The following is a 13546-nucleotide window of genomic DNA, read 5'->3' as shown; positions in this document are numbered from 1 at the left end:
TCCCCGTCCCCCCGCCGCGTCCCTGAGCCATTGCTCGACGTCCCCCTTGTTCTTGAGGTGCTTCCGTGTCCCACCCCGTACCAACCTGGGCATCCATCCGCCCGTCCGAGCGGCTCGCCGACACTCCCGCCGTACGCCGAGAGGGTCACTGGTGGCTGGTCACCCCGGCCGGCGCGATGCCCGCCTCGGAGCCTCGCCTCACCAGCGAGCTGGACCGCTTCGCCGCTGACATGGCCGCCGCCGACCGCGCCGTCGCCAAGCTGCGCACCGAGCGCGCGGCCGTACGCGAGGACCAGCCGTGACTCCACTCATGCGAGTCGAGCAGGCGGTGCTGGGCTCGGTCTTCCTGGATCCCGGCCAACTCGACCAGCTCTCGCCCTGGCTGCGACCCGATCACTTCTACCGTCCGGTACACGCGGCCCTTTACGCCGCGATGCTCAAGCTCCACGCCGACGGTCACCCAGCCACAGAGGCAAAGAGCGGAGACCCTATCCCGCTGTCCTGGGTGACGGACACGGTGCGGGAGGCCGGCACCCTGGCCCGTGGACTGACCGCGTCGTACGCCCACTCCTTGATCTCCGCATGTCCGCGCCCCACCCATGCGCCCGTCTACGGACGGATGGTCCTGGAGGGCGCCATCCACCGCAGCGTCACCCAGCACGCCATCCGCCTCCACCAGGCCGCGCGTGCCGACGCAGTCCGCGGTGGAGTCGAGGAGACGGTCCACCACGCCCAGGTCCTGTCCGACGTGCTCGCCGATCTCGCCCTCCGGTGGGGAACTGAGCCGCGACCGGTACCGCCACCGGAGCCGATCACGTCGCCCGCCCAGCAGCCGCAAGCTGTCGACGAACAGGTCCTCGCCGACGAGGAGTTCCTCCTCGGCTGCATCAGCGCCCGGCCCGAGCAACTCCTCGACGTCGTCGACTGGCTGCGTCCGGGTGACTTCGCGGACATCGGCCACCAGCAGATCTACCGCGCCCTGGGCGCCCTGCATCACCGCAGCGAGCCCATCGACCAGCTGACCGTGCTGTGGGAGACCCAGCGCCGGGGCGCGCTGTCCGATGGGACGCTCAACGCCGAACGCGTCCTTAGGATCTGCGACCCGCTGTCCTTCTCCGGTGTGGCCGAGCACTTCGGCGAGCAGGTCGTCCAGGCCTCGCTCGTCCGCACAGCCGCCGCCGTCGCCCGGCAGGTGCGCGCCCTCGCCGACGACGAAGCCCTGGCCCCAGGACGGCTGATCGGCTACGCCCTGCACGCTCTCGGTCCGCTGGACGACGTGCGCCGCCGCTTGCATCGCACGCACGAAGCTGCCCCCGAGCCGCAGCGACCGACCAGTCGGCCGGGTGGGTCACCGCCTGCCGCCCGCATCGAGGCGGCCCGGGCCCGCAGCCGCCCTACAGCTTCCCCAGCTCCCTCGGCGCCGGTCGCGGCCTCGTGCGCCGCGCTTCCCGACCGGCACAACCATCGGAGTCCGTCATGACCGACCACACCGGCCGAGCGGGCCTGGAAAAGGACGAACTGTACGCGCTGGCCCTGGAGTTCGAGCAGCTCCGAGCTGAAGTGGTCCGGTCGTACACGCACAGCACCCTGCCCGACCTCGCCACCGCATCCCATCATCTCGGCGCACTGACGGGACTCGTGAAGGACCTGTCCGACGAGGTCCTCTTCCGCGCCACCGACAGCGACCCGGGACTCGACTTCGGCCCGGTCATCGCCGCCTACACCAGCGCGTCCGCACCGGCGGGACGCGCCATGAACAACTATACCGAGGCCTTCGAACAGCTGGGATTCCTGCGCAGGTACATGGAAGCCACAGCCTCGGCGAATCTGCGCGACGCCCGCCAGTCCGCGTTCGACGTCACGCAGGACCGGCTGGACCTCACGGTGGACTCGCTGCAGGAGACTTTTGTCGAACTGCGGCGTGCTGCCGACTGGATCGACGGCACCCCACCTCGTGTTCTCGCCGCGCTGAGCCGATCCGCACGACCGACGAACTCGATCTACCGCCTGCCCGTGGAACCGCCCGCCCCGGGTCCAGTACGGCTCGCCTACACCCCGGCGCCCCGCCATGGCCGCTGACCTGACCTCGGCGGAGGCTCCGCCGTCGATCGGGAGCCTGTGTTCCGGGTACGGCGGTCTGGATCTCGGCGTCCAGGCAGTGCTCGGCGGAACGATCGCCTGGCATGCCGAGATCGATCCAGGACCAGCCCGGATCCTGTCCCGGCACTGGCCCACCGTGCCGAACCTCGGCGACATCACGGCCGTGAACTGGGCCGAAGTCCCGGAGGTCTGCGTCCTGACAGCCGGGTTCCCCTGTCAAAGACGTCTCGGTCGCCGGCCGTCGCGCCGGACTGGCTGATGGCACCCGGTCCGGCCTGTGGCACCACGTCGTTCGCGCCATCGAAGCCCTCAACCCCTGCCTGGTGGTGATCGAGAATGTCCGGGGGCTCCTCACCTCGCCCGCCGGTTCCCCTGGCGACGTGGAACTCTGCCCGTGGTGTCTGGGAGACACCGCAGGCCAGCCTGCTGTGCGCGCACTCGGTGCCGTACTCGGCTCCCTGGCCGACATCCGGTTCGATGCACGCTGGTGTGTGCTTCGCGCCGCTGACGTCGGAGCCCCGCACCGTCGCGAACGGATCTTCCTCGCGGCCTGGCCATCCGGACGGATCACCGCTGCTCAAGACTCCGACCAGCAACCTGGGGGCCAACGGGGGAAGTCAGCATCCGGCGAAGCGCAAGCAGGGCGGCCACGGCCCGAACCTGGCGGACGAGGTCGAGTGGCTCCTGCCCACCCCGAAGGCCTCGGACGGCACCAAGGGCTCGCCCAACCAGCGCCACGGCAATGGGGACTTGACCCTGCCCTCGGCGGCGGCATGCCTGCGGCCCGCCCCGGATGCCACGTCCACACGCACGGCCGGGCAGCGGAAGAGCTCGATGGGCAGGGCTCCGCTCACGCAGTCACTGCCGCTGTTCGAGGACCCGCTGGCCACGGGGGACGGGCCGAGATCTGGGGGCCGTACGCCGCCGCGATCACCCGCTGGGAGCGGGCCACCCGTCCAGCGCCTCGGCCGACCGACGACGCCGGCCGCCTCAGCCCGCGGTTCGTGGAGTGGATGCAAGGCCTTGCGCCCGGCTGGGTGACCGGCACGCCGGGGCTGGGCCGCCCCGCCCAACTAACCGCTCTGGGCAACGGAGTTGTGCCCCAGCAGGCCGCCCGCGCCCTGCAGATCCTGGCCCCACCCGGGACCGTGTGCCGCCATCGCGCGCGGCGCTGACCTGGGCCTTCTACACCCACTTTCCCGGCCGGGCCAAACCCCCGTTTCTCCGGAACCTCGTCACCCCACCCACCAGAACCTGCACCAGGGGTAGCCATGTCCGAACCCGCCCACGAGAGCGAGCCGGTGCGCATACCGGACCACGACCTCGACGACCTCGTCGCCACGGTCACCCGGCTCGTCGCCGAGAGCCGCAAGCAGGGCGAGACGCTCGCCCGGCTCACCGACGACCAGCCCGCCCCACAGGACGGCGAACCAGCCGATTCCGAGCACCCTGAAAGTCCGGCGTCGGCCCCCTACGCGGACGGCGCCAAGAACGACGGACCGGCCTCCGTCTTCATCCTGGCGCTCGGTGCCCAGGCGTATGCCGTGGAACTGGCCGCGCTGACCAACTGGGTGCACAACCTGCTCCTGCCGGTCTACGGACGGGAGATCACCACCGGCCGCCCGTGGTGCCATCAGTGGCAGGAGCACCCCGAGGCGGTGGCCCGGCTGCACGCCCTCTGGCTCGCCTGGCAGCAACTCACCGACGTCCAGGCCGGCCTCACCGGTCCCTCCACCTGGCACCGCGACCACCTCGACCCGGCCCTGCTACAACTGCGCACCCCGGATGGCCCGTTCGGCGCCTGCACCACCAGTGCGGCCCGTCCCCATCACCGGCTGCTGGCCTCGCCCGAACCCGCCGGAGTCTGAGATGGCCCGCCCGCACGAACCCTCAGCGCCGGAGTACCGGCTCGACGGCTTCCAGGCCGCCACCGAGCAGATCGAGGACGGCTTCTCCTCCGTCACGCTCTCGGACGACCTGTTCGTTCCCTTCTCCGAGCACCACAGCGCCGACGGCCGCGACAGCCATCTGTTGCTGTACGACCGGTCCGCGATCTGGGACATCCCGGGGATGGCGGAGTATGTCACGCTGCACATCACCCGCGACGTCGAGCAGCGCACATTCGACTTCGCCTCCGAGCGTCACCCGGTCGTTCCGCTGGCGCAGAACTGGCTGATCCGCCGGGGCTGCCCGCCGGAAGTCGTCAGGGGATCCCACCCCCACGGGCCACGCCCTGCCGACGGCCTCACGGCACGTCTTGAGGACCTGCTCCGGGCCAACTCCGACAACCGGTACGAGGTCCTCGATCACTACACCGACAACCCTTGCTCCTTCGACGTCGGCGTCGAGGTACGCACGCTCGTCTACGACAGCCATCCCGACTCCGCGGATGCGCCGTATCGCCTCTTCCTCGAAGAGACGACCAAGGACATGCGCTCCTACACCCTGCGGGAGGGCGCCTTCACCAGCGCCGAAGAGGCCGATACGTGGATCATGGAGCGGGACTCGCCGCTCCCCCTAGCGCCTGCCCCACCGGGTTCCGTCAGCCGCAGGGCGGCAGCCGCCCGCGCTCGCTCCACGGTCACGGGCAACGGCCTCGCCGTAGCTCCGGCACCCGTATCACCGCCGCAGTCAGGGACAGGACCTGCCCCGACGCACTCCCGTGGACGCGCGCGATGAACCGGGCACGGTACGCCTTCGCCGCCCATCCCGAGGCGCTCGCCGACCTGCGCGCCGTCCCGGAGAACATCCGCGACCTGGCCCTGCTCGAACTGCAGCATCTGGTCCACGGCAACGAACGCGGTGCCGCCCTCCAGCGCGAACTGGCGGGCTGCCACAAGGTCTACGTCGACCCGGAAACACGCTGGCGGTTGGTCATCCAGTACCGGGACGCTCCCGCCTCCTCCCAGCACAAGCGGGAGATCTACCTCCTGGCCGTCGGCGAGCGCCAGGACCAGGCCGCCTACCGCACCGCGGCCCTCCGGCTGGAGCGCGAACGGGCGGCCACCGTCACGTCCCCACACGACCGGCGGGCCCAAGCCGCCAGGGCTCGCTCCCCTCAGCACCGCGGCGGGCAGCCGGTCGCCACTACCCAGCAACCCGCGGCAACGACCTCCGCCACGAACCGCGCCACACGGTCCCGCTGACGGCACTCAACCACCCTTCGGAGAACCCCACCGTGCCCGACCTCTCCACCACGCCCACCCGTCACACCGAACTCGTCGACCAAGCCGTCGCCCGCCTCTCACCGCGTTGGACCACCTGGACCCTGCAGACCATCCAGCAGCACGGCCCCATGCGCCTGGCCGACATCAACTCCGCGTTGCCGTGGGTCGGTGTCCACGCCATGGCACAGATCGTGCGCCGCATGCAGACCAGCAACCTCCTGGACCGTCCTCAGGTCGGGGTATACGACCTCACACCGGTCGGCCGCGACGCCCAACACGTCCACCGTGCGCTCTCGGCCTGGCACCGTACCCACCTCACCGACCGCACGGCGTCACTCGCTGAGGCAGAACGCGTAGAGGACGCGCTCGGCCGACTGCGCGGGAAGGGCACGATCCCCCTCCTCCACGCCCTCGCGCAGCACGGTCCCCTGCCCAACGGTGCGCTGCGAGACGAAGCCGGGCTCTCCACCGGTTCCTTCCACTACCGCATCACGCAGCTCCAGACCGACCAGCTCATCACCCGCACGAGCCCCTTCTCCGGCCGGGGCGCCGAGTACACCCTGACGTCCGCGGCCCGCGGGCTCACACCGGTGTACGCCGAACTCGCGGAGTTCGCCCGCGAGGCAAACCCAGCGACATCCCTCCCGGACGAGCACGGTGCGACAGCGCAGCACGCCATACGCGCGAGCGCGGCAGTGCACCGCAGTCCGGTGGCCTCATCCGAGCTGTTCTCGCACATCCCCGACTCGCAACCGCGCGTCCCGGCGTACGTCACCGCACTCACGCACCCGTCCCGGACCAGGTGATTCCAGTGCCGACAGCCAGATGCCGCCGCTCGACCGCGCCCACGTGCCCCCACGCGAGCCGCTCAGCGGCCCGTGCCCCACCGCCCGAAGGCCCTCTCATGTCCAGCCTGGATCCCCTCGCCCTCGACCCGAACGCGGATGTCCTGGTCAGCCCCGGCTACCTCGCCGGTCCTGGCGGCAACCGCAGCATCTTCAACTCCCTAGATCTCGCTCCCGGTTGGACCAAGGCCGTCGCCTTCGGCACCGACACGTATTACACGAGCCCGTGCCAGCGCGTACGTGTCGCCAACGCCCTGGAGAGCTTCTACGGCGGGTGGACCATCTCCTACGCCGAGGACCCGCTCGGCGTTCCCGACTGGATCACCACGTTCGACCGGAACACACCCCACGAGATCGTGGCCGCCTTCACTGGGACCCTCGTCGAGGGAGTGCACAACAACTTCGCCGACTTCCTCAGCGGTGGCCGGCGCTACACGGGCATCAGCCCCGCGTCCCTGACGGCACGGCATCGGTGGGAGCCGGTAAACGGCACCCGACCGTTCCGTACAGTCTCCCCCGACGGCCACGCCACGTATCAGATGAGCGTCGGCTGGCTGCACGAGTACGACGAGCTGCTCACGCCCGAGAAGTCGACGTGGCGGATGTCCGCGGGCCCCGACCCCGTGTATACGCCGAGCTGGCAGGCCTTCTTCAGCCGGTACACGCCGCAGCACCTCATCGCGGCCTCCACCGCCGTGTTCACGGACCCCACTCCCGTGCCACGTGCCCTGGACCAGGTCCCCGACCGGCACCGCTCACTGGTCTCGGTCGCCCGCGCGGACGCGGCCGGGCCCGGCCCGCGGGCCGCAGCGGCGCTCGCGCGCAGCACCCAAGCCCAGGCGATACACGTACCTCCGCCTCTGGCCGCCCCGACCGCGCTCGCCACGCACGTCGGCTCCCGACGGCAGCGCTAACCCTCACCCCTAGCCCCGGAGTCCCACCGTGCCGATCACCGCCCCCGACGGGGACCTGTACGTCTCCCCGCTCTACCTCGCCGGCTGCACCTTCACCGGCGACCCCGCCCTCGCACCCCTCCTCGATCACGGCTTCGCCCTCCACGACGACGAGCTGACGCTGATCCCTTCGGCCCTCCGCACTGGATGGCCACATTCGACACACCCACCCCCACCGAGCTGGTGACCGCCTTCACCACTGTCCTCGCCAGCAGTTACACGAAGGGGCCGGACGCCTACCTGTCCGGTATGGACCATCGGATCGACGAGGCCTTGCGGCCCCTGACAGGAGCAGGGTGGCAGCGCACGGACACGTGGGCCGCCACCACATGCACCGCCCCCGACCAACTGGCCGGCCTCACCTACTCGCGCCGACTCCCCGATTCGCAGGCCGAGCTGCACTCCGACACGCACCGATGGCTGCTGTGGGGCGGCAAGGACGGTTACCACTCACGCTGGTACGCCTCTTTCACCTCCCACACGCCCATCCACCTGATCGCGGCGACCACCGCGCGCCTCGCCGACCCCACACCCGTGCTCCGGTACGTGCCCGAGGTTCCCTCCCGAAACCGCGGAGCGGCCCACATCACGCCAGTCACACCACCGGTACCGACTCCATTGGATGTCCGCCGAGCCGCTGCCGCCCGCGCTCGCACCACCATTCCCCGGGCCGTCGTGCGTGCCCCCACGGCCGCGACAGCATCCGGTCCCAGCGCCGCCCTTCCGGTCCGCACCTTCCGGCGTCGATAACCGACGTACCCCACGGGGGAAACCACGTGACCGGTAATGCACTCGGCGGTCCCATCAGACCCGTCCGCAGATGCCCGCCCGGGGCCATGGCCGTCACCGTCGAGCTCCCCCACTAAATACGACGCATGGTCGTCTCCCAGTCAGGGGCCTTCGAGCAAACGCACCAGCGAAGCAGTGATCACGCGGTGACGGCCTCCGAGGGGCACGAGCTTGACCGGCGACTCACCCCGTTTGATCAGTGCGTGAAGGTGGCTACTTGAGACGCCGAGCGCGGTCGCGGCCTTGGGGACGCTCACCATAGCGGGCCAGGAGCGGATCTCATCGAGAGACGCGCCGTTACTGGACTTCGAGCGGCCTTCGTCGGCATCGCTCGCGGTGACCCGGGCATGAGCAGTCCGCTCGGTGAGGGGCCGCTCCCACAGCCGGAGCAGGGCACGCAGCCGGGCTATGTCCTCCGGGGGTGGCAACGGTGCGTTGTCCACGAGGTTCATGCCGCCCCCGTTCTAGCCAGCCGTTCACGCTCAGCTTGCTCTGCTGCGAGGGCTTTAGCAGCAGGGGCAAGGATCGGTCTGAGCTGGGCGATCAGCTCAGGGGGAATGCCCACGGTGCGGATCGCACGGTCGGCCTGGGCACGGGCATCCGCGATCTCTGCCGGGGTGAGGATCGCGTGGCGCTCTTCCTTGGTCATCACATCTCCTGCCTTCGTACAGGCCAAGCATCGCCCGATAGCGGGTCCAGCAAGACGCGCAGGAGATGTGCGATTCGTGCGTTCGAGCGACCCCCGGGGCCCGGCCCTCCGCACGCGCTCAGAGCGGTCCGTCGGCCTCGGCATCCACCAGCCGTACCAGTTCCTCGACGCTCAGCTCGACCCGCCGCCCATCAGCCATTCGAGACCGGCCCAACGGCGCCGCTTCGGCATCGTCGACAGCCTCGTCACGGACACGGATCTCCTCGCTGCCCAAACCAGCTCCTCCCCCCTTACTTCCCCTCGCCTCCATGAACGGTCGCTCCCACACCAGCTGAAACTGCGGCCGGTTCATTCCGCATTGGCCGGACATCACCCGTCGTGGCTGCGGCCAGTTCGCCCACGGCAGACGCCCACCTCGGGCAACGACTGGAGACCTCACCCGAGACCATGTCAACGTACGGGAGCCCGGAAAAACCGCAGGTCAATGAAGGGTTCTCTGCTCGTGACGCTCACCGCCACCACCCCGTTCCGGCCTCTCGCCGAGCTTCCTCCGCCCGCCCTCAGCGAGCGTGAGTGGCTGCTCGAATGCCACTGCGCCCGACCCGTGACCGACCTGCTCAAGGACCAGGGATGGGATGTCGTCGCCGACCTGGACTGCAACGTCCACTGCTCCAGCCCCGACCGACGCGTGTATGTGGGTTTCCTCCCCGAGAGCCGGGAAGCGGCGCGCGGCGAACTGTGGCACATCCACGTCACGGACAAGGACGGTTCTGCAGCCTGGCGTCAGACCGTCGGACCGGACACTCCGGCACAGGCCGTCGCCGGCTTCCTCGGTGCCCTCATCGCCTCCCCCACCCACTACTGCACCTGCATCTGACGCAGGCGACAACCGTCACCCGAGTACTTCACTTCTCCCCAGCCAGGAGGTTGCCTTGCCCCACGTGATCACAGTTGGCCACCTGATTCGCCAGCTTCAGACCGTGGATCCCGATCTACCCGTGTACTTCGCCATCAACCCGGACTGGCCGTACGCCCACCGCATCGGCCCCATCGTGGAGATCACGGGATCGGACGGAGCTGTCTACATCGCGGAGAACGGGCAGGAGGGCGTCCTCCCGCCTGCGGTCCGCGACCAGCTGAACTGGTCCAACGTATGACCTGCCGCCACATCACCCGGCCGACCGCGTCGCCGGTCAACTCCTCGGAGCGTCTGTTCCTCGGTGACCTGGTCCACCACCCCATGCCCCGATCCGTCCGCGGCGCCCTTCTGCGCTCTATCCCCCCGCTACCCACGCAGCCGATCCACACGGTTTGGATGACTGACACTGCGGCTGCTCCGCTCCGCCCCGGCTCCATCCTGCTGAGCTGGGAATCCGACCTCCAGGGCGGAATGAATGTGACCGCTCGCCTCGGTCTGGCTGCGACGGAGGTCCTGCTCGCCAACTGGCCTGGTCTCCTCGGCGACTGGACTCCGGTGGTGCACCCCACGTTGCTGGAGGTCACCGGCCTGCACGCCGCCCTGTCCGTGGCCACGGACGCGCTGCACCTCGCCAACCACCTGGCTGCCAACTGACGGTCACCCGCTTCAAGTACCGAGGGTTGCCCCGAGAGCCGGGGCAACCCTCTGCTGGCGGTCAGCGGCCCGGCTCTCCCCGGTCGCGAAGGTGACCCCGAGTGTGCGGAGATCTGGTGGCGTCTGCGAGTAGCCCCGGAACCGTTCGAAGCAGGAAAGTCGCCGCTACGGCCGGTAGACCGCCCACGTCTTGGGTGTCTCCGACACCTTCACCGCCGTGAGTTCAGGTACCTCGTCACGCCACCTGTCGAAGATCCACTTGGCGAGATTCTCCGCCGAGGGGGAGGCACCCCCCCCCATCGCTTCATTGAGGTGCCGGTGATCGAGGGTGTCGTCCATCCACTTCTTGAACGCGTCGAGTTCCCTGTAGTCCCGCACGAATCCCGCGGGGGTCAGCGCATCGTCCTCGGCAGACAGTTCGAGCACCACGATGTAGTTGTGGCCGTGCATGCGTGCGCAGGGGTGCCACGCAGGCAGCTGGTCGAGCACGTGGCTCGCGGAGAAGTGGAACTCCTTGGTTATCGTGAACACGGTTTCCGCCTCCCCCTCTACTCCTGCGTCTGCGCATCACCCTGGTCCCGCACTGTAACCGCGATCCCGCCGGATTCCGACGGCACGTCCGCGAACAGGACCTGGTTGAGCGGTACGGCGTTCAGGAAGTGTGCCCGCCGACGCGGGTCGCCGATGCTGTCCGCCTTGCGGCGTACCTCGGCACGAGCCCGCTCCAGCAGGTCGGCGGCCTCCTCGTCGGCGCCGTCGGCGGCCAGGGCGCGCGAGACGTCGTACAGCACTTCTTCCGTACGCAGGGCGGGCATCGCACCCCGCTCTTCGAGGATCGCGTACGCCGCCCTGGCGTCCTCCACCGCGCTCCGGGTATTGCCCTCCGCGAGCCGGAGACGGCTGCGCAGGCAGAACGCGGCGATGCGGCTGCGCTCCATCTTCGTGGTCTCGGTCTCGACAAGGGTGTCCCTGATCAGCTGGAGCGCCAGCCTGGAGTCCTCCCCCAAGGCCAAGAGCACGTCCACGTACAGGTTGCGGACGATGGGCACGAGGTTGACCAGCCACGTCTCCTGCGTCTCCAGCCATGCTGCCTGGATACGCTCCAGCGCCTCCGGAGCGCGCTCAGGTGTGCGGGAGGCAATCAGGGCCAGGAGCGCGTTGTTGTACGCGTGCCAGCCGCTGATGCTCTGGCGCTCCTCCTGGTACTCCTCCTCGAAGGCCAGCGCCCTGGCCAGCGCGGCCTCCGCCTCCTCCATGTCGCCCATGGCGATATGGAGTTGGGCAAGGTAGTTCAACGCTATGGGCAGTTCGCCGCGCATCGCCTCACCGCTCAACCGCTCGACGCAGCGCAGCAGCCGTTGCAGGGCTTCGTCGAAGCGGCTTGCGTCGAAGAGGTTGACGCCGATCTGCATCTCGTTGAGGTTGCGTGCGTGCTGGAGCAGCGGGCTCGCGACATCGCCGAGTTCGGCGGCGGAGGCGTACAGCTCCTCGGCCTCGAACAACACTCTCAGGCCGGCTTCCAGGTCGCGCTTGGGCAGCTGGCGGCCGTACTCGACCAGCGCCACGTAGAGCACTTCGGTGCCCTCCGGACCGCACTCACGGGCGAGAGCGACCGCCTCCTGGTGTTTCTCCAGCGAGGGATCGAGACCGTGCACCGCCAGCAGGGTCTTCCCGCGCAGCAGCGCGGTGCGGGCCATCAGCAGCGGGTCACCAAGGCGGCGGGCCGATTCCTCGGCCTCGGCCGCGAGCGTGTCGATGCTGGGAGACTCCGCTTCGCTCCCGTTGCCTTTCCAGCGCACCTCGGTGAGGCTCAGCAGCAGTTCGGCCGCCTCCACCAGCAGACGGTCGCGTTCCGCGTCTCCGAGGGGAAGTTGCCGGGCCGAGTCGAGGGCCGTCCGGCAGTACTTTTCGGCTTGGACGAACGCCAGCTCGTCCACGGCCACGGATCGGGCGAGCCGGTAGTGGGCGCCGGCGCTCGCGGCAGCGCGGGAGGGCCCGGCCGCACGCAGGTGTTCGGCGACCATGACGCGGAGCTCGCGCGGAAGATCCTCGCCGGCCCGCGGCAGTCTCTCCAAGGCATCGGCCACCTGTGCGTGCCTCAGCAGCCGCGCCCCCTCGTCCTGATGTCCTTGACGAATGCACCACTGGAGCGCTCGGTGCTCGAAGTCGTACCAGTCGGTGTGCAGTGCGTCCGCCCAGCGGGGCATGTCCGCACGGCGCCGTTCGCGCACCAGTCCGTGGTCGCGCGCTACGCCGTGCAGCAGATCCTGAACGCGGATCTGGGGCATCCCTGTCACTTCGGCGAGCGTGTGGGAGAAGAAGAACCGGCCGGCGGTGGCCCCGAGGACGAGCAATTCCTGGGCTTCGGGGTCGATACCCCGGAACCGTTCCCGCACCGCGTGCGGCAGTTCGTCTGGCAGCGGTACGTCCGTCCCGTAACCGGGGCGCCACAGCTTCAGTATCTGGTCCACGAAGACGGGGCGCCCACCGGTCACCGAATGCACCTGCTCGGCGAAGCCGACGGGAACGTCCTGACCCTCCAGCCTGGCCGAGACAAGGTCACCGACAGCCCAGTCCGGCAGGGCCCCGATCCGGTGGCGGGCGATCAGCAGGTTGTGCCTCGTCTCCCAGGTGTGGAGCAGTTGCTCCATCTCCGCGCCACTCGCTGTCGTCGACGTGTAGGAGCCGAGGCCCAGCACCAGGCTGAGCGGCTCGCCTTCGAGCTTGCGCAGCAGTAGGTGCAGGAGTTCACGGCTCCCCTCGTCGAGCAACTGGATGTCATCGATCAGCAGCAGAAGCGGTGCGCCATCGCGCGCCTCCGTCAACAACGCCTCGCTGATCTGGTGGGCCATGATGGTCCGCACCGAGCCCAGGCTGTCCGCCGGAAGGGACCCGGTGGCGAGGGCTGACTTGACCGCCACGGTTCCCGCGTCGACCACGCCGCCGATTCCGGGGATCGCGAGGGAGACCAACGCCGGCGCGGCGGAGACGGCTCCTCGTCCCAGCGCGCGGGCCCACCTTGACCTGCGCTTCCCCGCACGCGGGGCTGAGCTCAGTCCCGCGAGGGCGTCGAGGAACGGTCCGTACTCGCCACCCCTGCCAAGTCCTGGCACACAACTGACCAGCACCACACGGCAGGCTCCGCCGGACGACCTGCGACATACCTCGGCCAGTAGGGAGGTCTTGCCCATGCCCGAGTCGCCCTCGACGACCAGGACGCTGCTGGTGCCCTCTTCCAGCCTCCTCGCGACGCTCCCGATCACGTCCAGGCTGTCCTCACGGTCGACGAACACCGCCGCCACTGCGCCCCCTAATCTCGCCGACTTCACCATGCACCACGTCAACAACGCGCGCGATCAGGGTATTTGACGTATGACGATCTACGAAGGCTTTCCGGGACCGAGCGAGACATACATGCCACCCCATGCCGACCCGACAGTCGAGGTCAGCGATGGCACACGGCAGGGTCG

At 69.5% G+C, this 13546-nt stretch carries 19 protein-coding genes; 14 read left to right on the top strand and 5 right to left on the bottom strand.

Annotated elements, in window-relative coordinates; translation table 11 throughout:
* The first annotated feature begins 65 nt into the window (after nucleotides 1–65).
* From AQJ67_RS35800 to AQJ67_RS35750, 11 genes are all read left to right on the top strand, one after another.
* Complete coding sequence (locus AQJ67_RS35800) at nucleotides 66–302, top strand: hypothetical protein (protein ID WP_107123061.1); 237 nt, start codon at nucleotides 66–68, stop codon at nucleotides 300–302.
* On the top strand, nucleotides 299–1480 hold the full coding sequence (locus tag AQJ67_RS35795) for a DnaB-like helicase N-terminal domain-containing protein (protein ID WP_062723629.1): 1182 nt from the start codon (nucleotides 299–301) through the stop codon (nucleotides 1478–1480). The genes AQJ67_RS35800 and AQJ67_RS35795 overlap by 4 nt, the downstream gene beginning before the upstream one ends.
* Entirely contained in the window at nucleotides 1477–2079 is a 603-nt protein-coding gene (locus AQJ67_RS35790) for a hypothetical protein (RefSeq protein WP_062723627.1), read from the top strand. The genes AQJ67_RS35795 and AQJ67_RS35790 overlap by 4 nt, the downstream gene beginning before the upstream one ends.
* Complete coding sequence (locus AQJ67_RS49795) at nucleotides 2069–2359, top strand: DNA cytosine methyltransferase (RefSeq protein WP_244190696.1); 291 nt, start codon at nucleotides 2069–2071, stop codon at nucleotides 2357–2359. Before AQJ67_RS35790 ends, AQJ67_RS49795 begins: the two co-directional genes overlap by 11 nt.
* Complete coding sequence (locus tag AQJ67_RS49790; protein WP_244190703.1) at nucleotides 2352–3275, top strand: DNA cytosine methyltransferase; 924 nt, start codon at nucleotides 2352–2354, stop codon at nucleotides 3273–3275. The genes AQJ67_RS49795 and AQJ67_RS49790 overlap by 8 nt, the downstream gene beginning before the upstream one ends.
* A 96-nt stretch (nucleotides 3276–3371) precedes the next feature.
* Complete coding sequence (locus AQJ67_RS35780) at nucleotides 3372–3968, top strand: DUF4913 domain-containing protein (RefSeq protein ID WP_062723624.1); 597 nt, start codon at nucleotides 3372–3374, stop codon at nucleotides 3966–3968.
* 1 nt (nucleotide 3969) lies between these two features.
* Nucleotides 3970–4779, top strand: a complete 810-nt coding sequence (locus AQJ67_RS35775) for a hypothetical protein (protein WP_062723622.1) — start codon at nucleotides 3970–3972, stop codon at nucleotides 4777–4779.
* Nucleotides 4776–5246 carry a type II toxin-antitoxin system RelE family toxin gene (locus AQJ67_RS35770; protein ID WP_062723620.1) on the top strand — a complete coding sequence of 157 codons (471 nt, stop codon included), beginning with the start codon at nucleotides 4776–4778 and terminating at the stop codon, nucleotides 5244–5246. Before AQJ67_RS35775 ends, AQJ67_RS35770 begins: the two co-directional genes overlap by 4 nt.
* A gap of 32 nt (nucleotides 5247–5278) precedes the next feature.
* The gene (locus AQJ67_RS35765) at nucleotides 5279–6073 is read left to right on the top strand and encodes a winged helix-turn-helix transcriptional regulator (RefSeq protein WP_062723618.1); all 795 of its coding nucleotides are present in this window, start codon (nucleotides 5279–5281) and stop codon (nucleotides 6071–6073) included.
* Between the two features lie 98 nt (nucleotides 6074–6171).
* Complete coding sequence (locus AQJ67_RS35760) at nucleotides 6172–7026, top strand: SPDY domain-containing protein (protein ID WP_062723616.1); 855 nt, start codon at nucleotides 6172–6174, stop codon at nucleotides 7024–7026.
* An 84-nt stretch (nucleotides 7027–7110) separates the two neighbouring features.
* Nucleotides 7111–7815 (top strand): SPDY domain-containing protein, encoded by a 705-nt coding sequence (locus tag AQJ67_RS35750; protein WP_244190702.1) that lies wholly within the window; start codon nucleotides 7111–7113, stop codon nucleotides 7813–7815.
* Nucleotides 7816–7955: 140 nt separating this feature from the next.
* Here the strand turns inward: AQJ67_RS35750 and AQJ67_RS49785 are convergent, their stop codons facing one another.
* The 3 genes from AQJ67_RS49785 to AQJ67_RS47935 form a co-directional block, all read right to left on the bottom strand.
* Complete coding sequence (locus tag AQJ67_RS49785; RefSeq protein ID WP_062723611.1) at nucleotides 7956–8306, bottom strand: MerR family transcriptional regulator; 351 nt, start codon at nucleotides 8304–8306, stop codon at nucleotides 7956–7958.
* On the bottom strand, nucleotides 8303–8503 hold the full coding sequence (locus AQJ67_RS47940; RefSeq protein ID WP_159058895.1) for a hypothetical protein: 201 nt from the start codon (nucleotides 8501–8503) through the stop codon (nucleotides 8303–8305). The genes AQJ67_RS49785 and AQJ67_RS47940 overlap by 4 nt, the downstream gene beginning before the upstream one ends.
* 118 nt (nucleotides 8504–8621) lie before the next feature.
* Nucleotides 8622–8777, bottom strand: a complete 156-nt coding sequence (locus AQJ67_RS47935) for a hypothetical protein (protein WP_159058894.1) — start codon at nucleotides 8775–8777, stop codon at nucleotides 8622–8624.
* Nucleotides 8778–8987: 210 nt separating this feature from the next.
* Between AQJ67_RS47935 and AQJ67_RS35740 the strand changes: the two genes are divergently transcribed.
* The 3 genes from AQJ67_RS35740 (at nucleotide 8988) to AQJ67_RS35730 (ending at nucleotide 10076) form a co-directional block, all read left to right on the top strand.
* Nucleotides 8988–9380: an SPDY domain-containing protein gene (locus AQJ67_RS35740; RefSeq protein WP_107123059.1), complete on the top strand. Its 393-nt coding sequence runs from the start codon at nucleotides 8988–8990 to the stop codon at nucleotides 9378–9380.
* Between the two features lie 103 nt (nucleotides 9381–9483).
* Nucleotides 9484–9660 carry a hypothetical protein gene (locus tag AQJ67_RS35735; RefSeq protein ID WP_244190695.1) on the top strand — a complete coding sequence of 59 codons (177 nt, stop codon included), beginning with the start codon at nucleotides 9484–9486 and terminating at the stop codon, nucleotides 9658–9660.
* A gap of 158 nt (nucleotides 9661–9818) precedes the next feature.
* A complete protein-coding gene (locus tag AQJ67_RS35730) occupies nucleotides 9819–10076 on the top strand; it encodes an esterase (RefSeq protein WP_244190694.1) in 258 nt (85 codons plus the stop codon).
* Nucleotides 10077–10241: 165 nt separating this feature from the next.
* On the opposite strand, the gene AQJ67_RS35725 is transcribed toward AQJ67_RS35730, so the two are convergent.
* Complete coding sequence (locus tag AQJ67_RS35725) at nucleotides 10242–10607, bottom strand: 6-pyruvoyl trahydropterin synthase family protein (protein WP_062723606.1); 366 nt, start codon at nucleotides 10605–10607, stop codon at nucleotides 10242–10244.
* A gap of 17 nt (nucleotides 10608–10624) precedes the next feature.
* Nucleotides 10625–13378 carry an AAA family ATPase gene (locus AQJ67_RS35720; protein WP_159058893.1) on the bottom strand — a complete coding sequence of 918 codons (2754 nt, stop codon included), beginning with the start codon at nucleotides 13376–13378 and terminating at the stop codon, nucleotides 10625–10627.
* Between the last annotated feature and the right edge of the window lie 168 nt (nucleotides 13379–13546).

This window comes from Streptomyces caeruleatus (genome assembly GCF_001514235.1).
GTDB lineage: Bacteria > Actinomycetota > Actinomycetes > Streptomycetales > Streptomycetaceae > Streptomyces > Streptomyces caeruleatus.
This window is presented reverse-complemented; position numbering and strand designations above follow the sequence as displayed.

Coding starts and splice junctions, on each gene's coding strand:
- AQJ67_RS35790 (WP_062723627.1), top strand. CDS start 1,477: ATGACCGACCACACCGGCCGAGCGGGCCTGGAAAAGGACGAACTGTAC.
- AQJ67_RS49795 (WP_244190696.1), top strand. CDS start 2,069: ATGGCCGCTGACCTGACCTCGGCGGAGGCTCCGCCGTCGATCGGGAGC.
- AQJ67_RS35780 (WP_062723624.1), top strand. CDS start 3,372: ATGTCCGAACCCGCCCACGAGAGCGAGCCGGTGCGCATACCGGACCAC.
- AQJ67_RS35775 (WP_062723622.1), top strand. CDS start 3,970: ATGGCCCGCCCGCACGAACCCTCAGCGCCGGAGTACCGGCTCGACGGC.
- AQJ67_RS35770 (WP_062723620.1), top strand. CDS start 4,776: ATGAACCGGGCACGGTACGCCTTCGCCGCCCATCCCGAGGCGCTCGCC.
- AQJ67_RS35760 (WP_062723616.1), top strand. CDS start 6,172: ATGTCCAGCCTGGATCCCCTCGCCCTCGACCCGAACGCGGATGTCCTG.
- AQJ67_RS49785 (WP_062723611.1), bottom strand. CDS start 8,306: ATGAACCTCGTGGACAACGCACCGTTGCCACCCCCGGAGGACATAGCC.
- AQJ67_RS47940 (WP_159058895.1), bottom strand. CDS start 8,503: ATGACCAAGGAAGAGCGCCACGCGATCCTCACCCCGGCAGAGATCGCG.
- AQJ67_RS35740 (WP_107123059.1), top strand. CDS start 8,988: ATGAAGGGTTCTCTGCTCGTGACGCTCACCGCCACCACCCCGTTCCGG.
- AQJ67_RS35730 (WP_244190694.1), top strand. CDS start 9,819: ATGACTGACACTGCGGCTGCTCCGCTCCGCCCCGGCTCCATCCTGCTG.